Below are 12,000 nucleotides of genomic sequence, written 5' to 3' on the forward strand. Positions count from 1 at the left end.
GCCGGACTGCGCGCCCACGATCTCCCGAGCCGTTGTCGGCGGCGGGGTGGTGTCCTTCGGTCCGGCGGACGCCATCACGTCCTGGGCACCGGAAGGCCAGTTGCCATTGGTGACCGTGACATTGCCGGACACCACGTTGCCGCGGTCCCCGTTGGTCACGTTCGTACTGCTGTTGGTCGACCAGTTGTTGGTGACGGTCCAGTTCCCCATGTTCTCGCCACCCCAGTAGTTGGCTGTCGCCCACGTACCGGTGTTCGAGAAGACATTGTTGTCGGCCTTGTAGTACTTCGAGCCCTCGTCGAAGTACAGCCCGAAGTGTCCGTTGGTCCGCAGGCAGTGGTTCCGGCTGATCAGCGCGCTCGGGTTCCATCCGAGCGTGTAGATGCAGCCACCGTCGTTCATCTGCTGCATGACATCGTGGATGTAGTTGCCGACGAGCCGGTTGTTGGACGCGGTGGTCGGCGTCGTGTAGCGCGGCTGGTAGTTGTACAGGCCGCGGTTGGCATAGTGGTTGCTGCCGCCCGCGTCGTTGGCACCCCAGCCGAACCCGATCGACATGCCGGAGTACGGCATGTTGTAGACCTCGTTCTGGGCGACGGTGCTGTTGGTGACGTACGTGCTCAGGACAGAGACGATGCCCCGATGGTCCGCGCCGAGGTCGTGGATGCGGTTGTTGCTGATCGTGATGTCCCGGTTGACCATGCGCTGGTCGCTGGGGTGGTGGGCGTCGGCGCGCACGCCGCCCACGAGGATGCCACCGGCTGAGCTCCGGGCTATCTCCGACCGGGTCACCGTGATGTTGCCGGCGCCCAGGCCGACGCCGCTGGTGTGCGCGTTGGCGTCGTTGCCGATACCGATGGCCGTCTGACCCAGGTTGACGAACCGGGAGTCGCTGAAGGTGACGGTGTTGGCGGCGGAGACCTGCACGGCGGCCGGCATCTGCCGCCAGTGCGGCCTGGCCGCCTCGAACTGCGTGCAGCCGTTGTGGCAGGAGTCGAAGCTCGGCCAGCTCCAGTCGCCGGCCATGTACGCGCCGGTCTGCTGGTCCGCGTAGCCCTGGTTGCTGCTGGGGCCCAGCCAGCTCGTCCCGGTGAAGGTGATCCCGCTGAACGTGAGGTGGTGCGCCGGCTCGCTGTACGTGCCGCCGACGTTCACCAGCGACTGAAGCCTTGGCAGTTCCACGCTGACGGAGCTCATGTTCTGCCCGGCCAGGGGGATGTAGTACAGGGTTCCGGCCGTGGGGTTGAGGTACCACTCGCCGGGCGAGTCCAGGAACTCGTACGCGTTGGACAGGTAGAACGGTCCGGCCCGGTGTGGCCGCATGAGGGTGTCGTAGCCGAAGTTGTTGTTGTTCCACGCCGGTTGCTGCATCGTGATGAAGTTCCCGCTGATGCTCTGCACCGGCGAGTACCGGTCGGTGAAGGAGTTGACGCTCTCCACCTCGATCCGGCTCTGGTCGGCCAGGTTGTTCAGATAGCTCAGCGCACCGCCCGAGAACCTCATTCCGGCGCTGGAGGCGGTGAAGTCGGCCCTGTTCACCTGCGTGCGGGCCCGGGTGGCGACGGCGCCGTCGACATAGAGCTGCCGGGCGTCGAGACCGGCGGGCACGTCGGCCTTCCAGATGTTCTTGGCTGTGTCGGCCACCGACCAGCCGGTGACCGCCCGGGCACCTGTGATCACCGGACGCGCCGACGGGGCGGCCCGCCACACGACCGTGTGGCCGCCCGAGCCGGAGTCCTCCGCTGTCAGCCGCAAGGGTTGGGCCAGCCGGTACACACCGTCTGCCAACTGCACCACGATGTCGTCCGACATGGCGTCGTTGAGCGATCGCACCGCCGCCTGCGCGGCTGTCAACGAGCACGGCTGCGCGCTGGAACAGTCAGTGCCGGTGCCGGACGGCGAGACGTACACAGTGTGTGCGGCTGCGGATGCGGGCGCGGGGAACGCCGTCACCGCGGTCGCGGCTAAACCGACTGTGGCGGCTACGGCGAGAAGCCGCCTTCGTATCGTGCGGGCTGTGAACACGTTTTCTCCTTATGGCGGTTCCCGATGCATACGACGTATGACGTCTTTCGGATACCAGAGCCACCCCCATCACCCGGTCGAGGGAGCGTTTTCCAGTCCGTGGAGGACGGTTCGGAGGTAGGACAGCCCGTCACGGGCGAGGGTGTCCTGCGTCGGGGCGAGCGGTCGCCAGATCGAGGCGGCGGTGGCGATGGCCTCGTTCTGCGCGGTGAACGACTCGATGCACACCGCGTCGCGGTAGCCGGTCGTGGCCAGGCCGGCGAGGAAGCGTGGCCAGTCGAAGTGGTCGGCGCCCGGGGCGCCGCGGTCGGTGCCGCTGACCTGGACGTGCTTGATGTGCGGACCGGCCGTGGCGAGCGCCTCGTGGGGATCGGCCTCCTCGATGTTCATGTGATAGGTGTCGATCATGAGACCGACGTTCGCGGGCAGGCCGTCGATCAGCTCCACCGCCTGCTCGACCGTGTTGACGACGCTCGTCTCATAGCGGTTGAGGGCCTCCACGCCGATGCTCACGCCCCGCTCCCCCGCGTAGTCGGCCACCGGCCCCAGGGCGCGGCGGACGTCCGCGTAGCAGGCCGCGCGCTCCACCGGTGACATCCGCCAGGTCCGCCCCACCGCGGCGTAGACCGGGCCGCCGACGCAGGGCGCGCCGACGGCCACCGCATGGTCCACACACGTCCTCAGGTACGCCACGGTGGAGGCGACGGCCTCCGGTGGGGCGTTCACGAGGTCACGTCCGGGCGAGGTGACGGCACAGACGCCGGCCGCACGCAGGCCGTACGCCGCCAGCAGGTCCCGCGTGCGTGCCGGGTCCCAGTCGCCGGGTTGCTCGATCGGCAGCTCGACCGCGTCGAAACCGAACGCGGCGATCCGCGGCACCAGTTCGGCCAGGGCCTCGTCGTCGACCGGCGAGGCCCAGACCCACGGGTTGACACCGATGGTGTACACCGAACTACTTCCAGCGCTTCGGGTAGCCGGGCAGGTCGGTGCAGCCGCACATCGCGTAGTGCAGCGGCGGCATGGTGGGGTCGACGTACTCGTCCAGGTTGTCCTGGGTGATGGTCGGCTGTGGCAGCTTCCACGGGTTCGGCACCTGCTCGCCGTCGAGGATCTTCAGCGCGGCGATGACCGGGGTGCGCCACTGGTAGGTCGGGTAGGTCGGGGCGATCGCCGTGAGCTTCTTCTCCTTCCACAGCTTCAGGAAGTCGAGCTGGTCCTCGCCGTTGATCGGCGGTACGGGCTTTCCCGCGTCCTCGAACGCCTCGACCGCCGCGCCCGCGACCGCCCCGGCGTCCATCCAGACGCCGTCGATCGTGCCGTACCGCTGGATGTAGTCGTTGACGATCTTCTTCGTCCTGGCCGGGTCGCCGTCGGTGAACTCGACGCCGACGACGTCGACGCCCGCCTTGTCGAAGGCGACCTTCGCCGCGGACCAACGGGTCTCCAGCACGTCGACGCCGGGCAGGATGCGCAGCGCGAGCACCTTGCCGCCCCGCTTCATCTTCTGGGTGACGAACTCCGCCGCGACATGGCCGAATCCGTAGCCGCCGATCGGGTTGATGAACGTCACCGGGCAGGTCGTGTCGACGCCGCGGTCGAAGACGATGACCGGCAGGCCCTTCTGGCAGGCGGCCTCCACGGCCGGGGTGAGCGTCGCGGTGGTGTTCGGCGAGACGATGAGCGCGTCGCAGCCCTTGCCGAGCAGGTCGTTGATGTCGGCGATCTGCTTCTGGTCCTTGCCTTCGGCATCGACGTGGACGAACTCGGAGATCCGGTCGCGGTGTGTGTCGACCTCGGCCTGCATGGTCTTGAAGCCGACCTGGCGCCAAGGGTTGTTCAGCCCGGCGTTGGAGAAGCAGATCTTGTGCGGTCCGGGCTTCTTGTACTTCGCGGTCTTCACCATCGCCGGGTTGAGCGCCTGCTCCCAGGGCTTGCCGGCGGGCCCGGTGGGCGCGGTGTCCAGAAGCGCGAGCTGCTTGTCGTAGTCGGCGCGCACGAAGAACTTCGACTGCTTCCCGGTGCCCGACCCGGTGCCCGCGGAGGGGGAACTCGATGCGCCGGTGGTGGGCTCGTCGGTGGCGCAGCCGGCCAGCACCAGTAAGGTGCTCACGACCAGCACCGTCATGGAATGCCTCACTGGATCCCCTTCATCTGGACGGGACACGGAAGGACGCCGCCGCCACGGCGAACAGGATGATCGCGCCCTGGACGGCCGGTTCGAGGGCGCCGGAGACGCCGTAGAAGTTCATGAGCGTGAAGAGCGTCTCGAGGGTCAGCGCGCCCAGCATCGCGCCGACGACCGAACCCCGGCCCCCGCCGAGGGCGACACCGCCGAGGACCGCCGCGGTGATCGCGCCGAACTCCAGGCCGGCGCCGGCCTGGAACGACACTCCGCTGTACCCGCCGATGAGGACCGCCGCGAGCGTGGCGGCGAGTCCGCTGAGGACGAACGCCATGGTCTTGGCGCGCCACACGCGCACGCCGCTCAGCTCGGCGGTCCGCGGGTTGCCGCCGACGGCGACCAGGGTGCGGCCGAAGTCCGCACGCGTCAGCACCAGCGCCAGAGTGGCCGCCGCCAGCAGGACGACCAGGGCGTACGGTATCCGCCCCAGCGCGGGCACGTCCTCGAACGCCGACCGACCGAGCCGGCGGAACTCATCGGAGAGGCCGCCCTTCGGGGCACCGTCGGACCACAGGTACACGGCACCGACGAGGATCAGGAACATCCCGAGGGTCGTGATGAACGACGGCACCCGCAGCCACGTGGTGACGAGGCCGTTGACGAGGCCGACGGCGATGCCGAACGCGAGCAGGAGCACGACGACAGGCCAGCCGGCCGACGGATCGCCGTCGATCAGCCGGGCGGCGATGACCACCTGCGCGGTGACCAGAGAGCCGACGGACAGGTCCAACTCGCCGGAGACGATCACGAAGTACTGGCCGGCGGCGAGCAGGACGATCGGCGCGGAGCGGCCGAGGAACGACATCAGCGACGGCGGCGAGAAGAAGTCCGGTTGGCGGGCGCTCAGCAGCACCAGCAGGACCGCAAGGATCACGACGATCGGTGCGAGACTGCCGGAGCGGAACCCAGGGAGCCGCAGTGGGCGTGCGATCCGCATGCTAGGACGCCTTTCGCATCGTCCGGCGGGCATAGACGGCGACCGCCGCGATGATGATCACGCCACGGATCACCTGCTTGAAGAACACGTCGACCTCTAGCTGGTTGAAGACGGCGTCGATGCTCGCGAGCAGCAGCACGCCGCCGACCGTGCCGACGACGCCGCCGCGCCCGCCGGCCAGGGCGGTGCCGCCGAGCACCACCGCGGCGATCGACTCCAGGTCGTACAGTCCCTCGGTGCCCACCCTGGGTGCGCCGGCGCCGAGCCGACTGGCGAGGTAGACCCCGGCGAGGCCGGCGCAGAGGGCGCACAGCACATGGGCGGTGACGAGGACCCGGCTGCCCCGCACGCCGGAGAGCCGGGCGACCTCCGGGTCACCGCCCACGGCGATCAGATGGTGGCCGAAGCGGGTGCGCGCGAGCACGAACCAGGCCGCGGCGGCGACGGCGAGCAGCAGCAGGAACGCCAGCGGCACCGGGCCGACGCGCTGGTACCCGAGGCCCTGCACCAGGGCAGGTGCGGTCTTGCCGGCCGGGCCGTCGTATCCGTTGTCGAGGTATCCCTTCAGCAGCAGTCCGACGCCGACGGTCGCGATGAAGGGGTTGATCCGCGCCATGGTGACGAGCAGGCCGTTGACGAGGCCGATCGCGGCGCTGACGGCGAGCGTCAGGCCGATCGCCGGCAGCAGCGCACCGTCGTCACCGGCCATGGCCTCGGCGGCGACGAGGGTGCTCAGGCTGACCACGTACGCCACGGACAGGTCCAGCGAGCCCCCGACGACGACCAGCGTCTGGCCGACCGCGACGAGGCCCAGACCGGCGGCGACGTGCAGCAGGCTCACCGTCGTCGGCAGGCTGAACAGCCGGCCGCCGTCGACCGTGACGACGAGCCAACCGATCGCCAGGGTGAGGACCAGGGCGACGAACACGCCGGGCGGGGTCCGCCGGGCCGACGGGGACAGCGCGCCGCTCATCCGGCCGCCTCCCGCGCGGTGCCGACCGCCAGGGCGACGACATCCTCCTCCGTCGCGCCGGCGGGCAACTCACCGGCGATCCGGCCGTCGCGCATGACGATGATCCGGTCGCTCATGCCGAGCAGTTCGGGCAGCTCGGACGAGACCATCAGCACGGCGGCGCCGTCGCGGGCCAGCCGGCGGACGAGATCGTGGATCGCCGACCTGGCGCCCACGTCGATGCCCCGGGTCGGCTCGTCGAAGAGCAGGATCCTCGGGGCGAGCGCGAGCCACCTGGCCAACACGACCTTCTGCTGGTTGCCCCCGGACAGGAAACGGATCTCCTGGTCCTCCCGTGCGGCGCGCAACTCGACGGCCGAGAGCAACTCCCGGACCCGCGTGGTCCGGGCACCGCGGCCGACCCGGCCAGGGCGGACGGCGCGGACGGCGCGGACGGCCAACAGCGCGTTGTCGAGCACCGACTGCTCGGCGACGATCCCCTCGCCCTTGCGGTCCTCGGAGACGTAGGCGATACCGGCCCGCATCGCGGCGCGGGGCGAGCGCAGCCTGACCGGGGCTCCGTCGACGGCCACCTGGCCGGTGCTGAACGGGACGGCGCCGAACAGCGCGCGGGCCAACGCCGACCGGCCGGAGCCCTGCAGGCCGCCGACGCCGAGCACCTCGCCGGCGCGCAGCCGCAGGTCGATGCCGCGCAGCTTCCGGTTGCCTCCGCCCCGGACGGTCAGTCGCACCGGGCCCAGCTCCTGTGGCTTCGCCCGGTCGGGGTAGTAGCTCGACAGCTCACGGCCGACCATGTGGCGCACCAGCCGGTCGGCGCTGGTGTCCGCGGTGTCCAAGGTGGCCACCGCCCGGCCGTCCTTGAGCACGGTGATCCGGCTGGACAGGTCGAAGACCTCCTTGAGGCGGTGCGACACGTACAGCACGCCCATCCCGTGCTCCTGGAGCCGCCGTACGAGCGTGTAGAGCTGGTCGACTTCGTGGTCGGCGAGAGCCGCGGTGGGCTCGTCCATGATGAGCAGCCGCGCGTCGAGGGCGAGCGCCTTGACGATCTCGACCACCTGTTGTTGCGCCACGCCGAGTCGTCCCACGCGCGTGTCGGGCGGTAACGAGCCTTCCCCGATCGAGGCGAGGAGCGCCGCGGTGCGGCCGAGCATCGCTCTGCGGTCGACGAGCCCGCGGCGCAGGGGCTCGCGTCCCAGCCAGACGTTCTCCGCGACGGTGCGCTCGGGCAGCAGGGTCAACTCCTGGTGGACGATGCCGATACCGGCCTGCTGAGCCTCACGCGGGCTGCGGAACGTCCGCGGTGCGCCGGCGAACTCGACCGTTCCCTCGTCGGGCTGGTGGACGCCGGACACCACCTTCATGAGCGTGGACTTGCCGGCGCCGTTCTCGCCGACGACCGCGTGCACCTCGCCCGGCCGGACCTGGAGGTCGACGCCGTCGAGCACCCGCACGCCGAGGAACGACTTGCCGATGTCTCGCAGAGCGAGCAGCGGCGACGGCAGCAGGCCAGACATCGTGGGACCCTCAACATTCGCGTCGTCAGCAGGAATGAGTCACCGATAGCTGAATCGTTCGGGTACAGCCGGGCATGAAATGACAGCTCTCGCCCGCGAGCTATCGTCGAATAGCCTCGAACTTTCGCCGGACGCAATGGCGACATCGCGGCCCCGAGGGTAAATGCCTCGATGAGCGCCTGGCAATACCATCGGAGCCAACTGCCCCATGTGGAGCGGCGATCAGCCGACAGCGATTGATACGCCAAAATCTGTTATCGAATCGCCCCGCCCACAGTCGCGCGCCGAACCATGAAGACTGCCGGACCACGAAGAATGATGCGCGAAATGTGTTATGGAATCAGCCGCACCCCATCCATATTGACTGTTGCGAAACCCCGCTGCATGCTGACCGGCAGACCACGGGAGACCGTCGCATCCGGTGTGACGCCCCCCTTCTCTTCCGTAGGGACTTGACTGCCCGTCACGGCGGACGGGACGACGAGCTGACGGCACACGCGCGCCCCCGACGCGCTCAGGCACTCTGGCGCATCGGAGGTGCGGCCGGCGCGTGCCCGTGGTCATGCCATCGTTGCTCCGCCGAATAGGAGACGGCATGCGTCGCATCACATTAATCTTCGGGGCGATCGCGAGCGTGCTCCTGTCGCTCGTCATCGCCCAACCGGCGTCAGCGGCGCCGGCCTTCAGAGCCCTGGTCTTCACGAAGACGGCCGGCTACCGGCACGATTCGATCCCGGCCGGCCTGGCGATGTTCCGGGAGCAGGCGGCGGCCAACAACTTCGAGTTGGTCCACAGCGAGGACTCAAGCGTTTTCACCCCGGCGAATCTCGCCACCTTCGACGTGCTCATCATGTTCCAGACCTCGGGAATGGTGTGGTCCACGGCGTCCCAACGTCAGGCGGTGGAGGGCTACCTCGCCAGCGGCAAGGGCATCGTCTCGATCCACAACGCCACGGACATGGGCATCGAGAACGAGTACCCGTGGTGGGACCAGACCATCAACGGCGGCGCACACATGCCGGAGCACTCCCCCGGAGTGCTGGCCGGCACCGCCGTCGTCGCGGACAAGAAGCACCCGTCGACGGCCGGCCTGCCGGACCGTTGGAACCGCAGCGAGGAGTGGTACAACTTCGACCGCAACCCCCGCGGCGACGTCCACGTCCTGGTCACCGCGGACGAGCGTACGTACAACCCGGGCTCCCGCGCCATGGGGCCGGACCACCCCATCTCCTGGTGCCGCAACACCGGCGGCGGCCGCGTGTGGGCCACCGCCATGGGGCACGCCAGCGCGGCCTACAGCGAGACCCATTTCCGCAACCACGTCCTCGGGGGCGTCAAGTGGGCGGCCGGCAACGAGTCCGGCGACTGCGGCGGCACCGTGTGGAGCAACTTCGAGAAGCGCACCCTCGACGACAACACCGCGGACCCGATGGCCCTCGCGGTCGCCCCGGACGGGCGGGTGCTCTACGTCCAGCGGGGCGGGCAGCTGAAGATCTTCAAACCGACCACCAACAGGACCGTGACAGCCGCCACGCTCAGCGTCTACACCGGCGGCGAGGACGGCCTCACCGGACTGGCGCTCGACCCCGACTTCGCCGACAACGGCTACGTGTACCTGTATCACTCCCCGGCCGGAGTCCCGAACGACATCAACCGGGTCTCCCGGTTCACGCTCACCGGCGACACCCTGAACATGTCGAGCCAGGTGACGATCATCGACATCCCCGCGACCCGTGACCGCACGTTCGCCGAGCCCGGGCACACGGGCGGCTACATCGAGTTCGGCCCCGACAAGAACCTCTACATCGGCACCGGGGACGACGTCCCACCGAACCTCGACTCCAACTGGCAGGGCTACGCCCCGCTGGACTGGCGGCAGGGCAAGGCCAACCTCGACGCCGCCCGCACCGCCGGCAACACCAACGACCTGCGGGGCAAGCTCCTGCGCATCCGGCCGTCGGCCGACGGCGGCTACACCGTCCCGGCCGGCAACCTCTACCCGCAGGGCACGGCACAGACCCGGCCGGAGATCTACGCGATGGGCTTCCGCAACCCGTTCCGCTTCTCGATCGACCCGGACAACGGGTGGGTCTACCTCGCCGACTACGGCCCGGACCGGAACCCCCCCACGACCAACCGCGGCCCCGAAGGGCTCGTCGAGCTCAATGTCATCAAGGCCCCGGGCAACTACGGCTGGCCGTTCTGCCACGGCGACAACCAGGCCTACGCGCCCTACAACCCGAGCACCGGCGTCGTCGGCGCCAAGTTCAACTGCAACGCGCCGGTCAACAACTCGCCGAACAACACCGGCCTGACCAGCCTCAAGCCGATCGTCGCGCCGAACATGTGGTACGGCTACGGCGTCTCACCCAACTTCCCCGAGCTCGGCTCCGGCGGCTCGGGGCCGATGGGCGGACCGGTCTACCGCTACGACGCCGCGAACCCGTCCGAGACGAAGTTCCCGCCCTACTACGACGGGGTCCACTTCTTCTACGAGTGGTCGCGCCACACCGTCAAGGAGGTCCACTTCGACTCCGCGACCGCGGTCACCCGGACCAACCCCTTCATGCCCGCCGCCAAGTTCCTCAAGCCGATGGACATGGAGTTCGGGCCCGACGGCTCGCTGTACCTGCTCGAATGGGGCAACAACTTCTCCGGTGGCAACAACGACTCGGGGCTCTACCGCATCGACTACAACCACGGCGGACGGTCGCCGATCGCCAAAGCCACCGGAACGCCCACCAACGGGGACGCGCCACTGAACGTGCAGTTCAGCAGCGCGGGGTCCACGGACCCGGATCCCGGCAGCACGCTCACTTACCACTGGACGTTCGGCGACGGCACCACGTCCACGGCGGCCAACCCGTCCCACACCTACACCGCCAACGGCAACTACACCGCCCAGCTCAAGGTCACCGACAACACCGGCAAGACAGCCTTCGCCAACGTGCCGATCACCGTGGGCAACAGCGCACCGACCGTCACCCTCACCCTTCCGTCCAACGGCGGCATGCTGGACTTCGGCGACCGCGTCCCGTACAAGGTGTCCGTCTCGGACCCGGGCGGCGCGCCCGTCGACTGCGCCAAGGTGTTCGTCAACCCCGCCCTCGGCCACGACGACCACCAGCACGAGACCACGGACCATCCGGGGTGCTCGGGCACCATCGACACGTCGCTGCTGGGCGGGCATCCCGACGGCGCCAACCTGTACTACGTCCTCAACGCCCGCTACACCGACGACGGCGGCCCCGGCGGTGCGAACCCGCTCACCGGCTACGCCCAGGCGATCCTCCAGCCCAAGCACAAGCAGGCCGAGTTCTACACGGACCAGTCGGGCGTGCAGATCGTCGAGCAGGCCGGCGCGGAGAGCGGCAAGCGGGTCGGCAACATCTCCGACGGCGACTGGATCGCGTTCAAACCGATGAGCCTGTCGGGCGTCACGAGCGTGCGCTACCGCCTGTCGTCGCCGAGCGGCGGCGGATCGATCGAACTGCGCGCCGACTCCCCGACCGGCACGCTCCTGGCCACGACACCGGTGCCCAGCACCGGCGGCTGGAACACCTACCAGTCCACGTCGGCGGTGAACACAGCCGATCTCTCCGGCTCGCACCCGCTCTACCTGGTGTTCAAGGGCACCTCGAACAACTGGTTCGACCTCGACTCGCTCACCTTCGGCGGCAACGGGGTCGGCGAACCGGGCAGCGGCGGCGGTGGTGGCGTCGCCGGTCGGACCTGGACGGTCGCGGCGCAGCACAGCGGCAAGTTCATGGATGTCGGCGACGCCTCGACCGCTGACGGCGCCCAGATCGTCCAGTGGCCGGCCACCGGCGGCAACAACCAGAAGTGGCAGGCCGTCGACGCCGGTGGCGGCGCCGTCTATCTGAAGGCGGCGCACAGCGACAAGTGCCTCGCCGTCACGGGCGGGTCCACCACCCAGGGCGCGTTCCTGCAGCAGTCCACCTGCAACAACGGCAACCCGCAGAAGTTCCTCGTCACCCCGTCGGCCACGGCGGGCGTGTACACGATGAAGAGCGTCCCCAGTGGACTGTGCGTCGACGTCAACGGCGGCTCGACGGCCGACGGCGCACGACTCCTGCAATGGAGCTGCCACAGCGGCACCAACCAGCAGTGGCGGTTCACCGCCGTATAGCCCGTCCGGTGGATGCCCGGCGCGGTTGCGCGCCGGGCATCCCTTCCTACGACCAGGTGAGGAACCGCCATGGTGTTTCGCATACCTCGGCCCCGCCGGTACGGACGTCTGTCCGCGCTGGGCGCGGCCCTGGTGCTTGTCGCCGTCGGCGCCACCGCGGTGGCGGCACCGATCGAGCCCGGGCAGAGCGCCCCCATCGTGGGCGCGCAGTCCGGC

General features: G+C 69.3%; 7 protein-coding genes. 1 reads left to right on the plus strand and 6 read right to left on the minus strand.

Annotated elements, in window-relative coordinates:
- The 6 genes from AOK23_RS21865 to AOK23_RS21890 form a co-directional block, all read right to left on the minus strand.
- On the minus strand, positions 1-1,812 hold a 1,812-nt coding region (locus tag AOK23_RS21865), incomplete at its 3' end, for a right-handed parallel beta-helix repeat-containing protein (RefSeq protein ID WP_420823729.1).
- A gap of 282 nt (positions 1,813-2,094) precedes the next feature.
- Positions 2,095-2,973, minus strand: a complete 879-nt coding sequence (locus AOK23_RS21870) for a sugar phosphate isomerase/epimerase family protein (protein ID WP_055714381.1) — start codon at positions 2,971-2,973, stop codon at positions 2,095-2,097.
- Between the two features lie 4 nt (positions 2,974-2,977).
- A complete protein-coding gene (locus AOK23_RS21875; protein WP_055714382.1) occupies positions 2,978-4,150 on the minus strand; it encodes an ABC transporter substrate-binding protein in 1,173 nt (390 codons plus the stop codon).
- A 22-nt stretch (positions 4,151-4,172) separates the two neighbouring features.
- Complete coding sequence (locus AOK23_RS21880) at positions 4,173-5,144, minus strand: ABC transporter permease (RefSeq protein ID WP_055714383.1); 972 nt, start codon at positions 5,142-5,144, stop codon at positions 4,173-4,175.
- A 1-nt stretch (position 5,145) separates the two neighbouring features.
- Positions 5,146-6,117 carry an ABC transporter permease gene (locus AOK23_RS21885; protein ID WP_055714384.1) on the minus strand — a complete coding sequence of 324 codons (972 nt, stop codon included), beginning with the start codon at positions 6,115-6,117 and terminating at the stop codon, positions 5,146-5,148.
- Positions 6,114-7,634 carry a sugar ABC transporter ATP-binding protein gene (locus AOK23_RS21890; protein WP_055714385.1) on the minus strand — a complete coding sequence of 507 codons (1,521 nt, stop codon included), beginning with the start codon at positions 7,632-7,634 and terminating at the stop codon, positions 6,114-6,116. Before AOK23_RS21890 ends, AOK23_RS21885 begins: the two co-directional genes overlap by 4 nt.
- 595 nt (positions 7,635-8,229) lie before the next feature.
- On the opposite strand from AOK23_RS21890, the gene AOK23_RS21895 reads away from it, so the two are divergent.
- The gene (locus AOK23_RS21895) at positions 8,230-11,784 is read left to right on the plus strand and encodes a ThuA domain-containing protein (RefSeq protein WP_055714386.1); all 3,555 of its coding nucleotides are present in this window, start codon (positions 8,230-8,232) and stop codon (positions 11,782-11,784) included.
- Positions 11,785-12,000 lie beyond the last annotated feature (216 nt).

Origin of the sequence: Streptomyces torulosus (assembly GCF_001419765.1) — a bacterium.
GTDB classification, from domain to species: domain Bacteria; phylum Actinomycetota; class Actinomycetes; order Streptomycetales; family Streptomycetaceae; genus Streptomyces; species Streptomyces torulosus.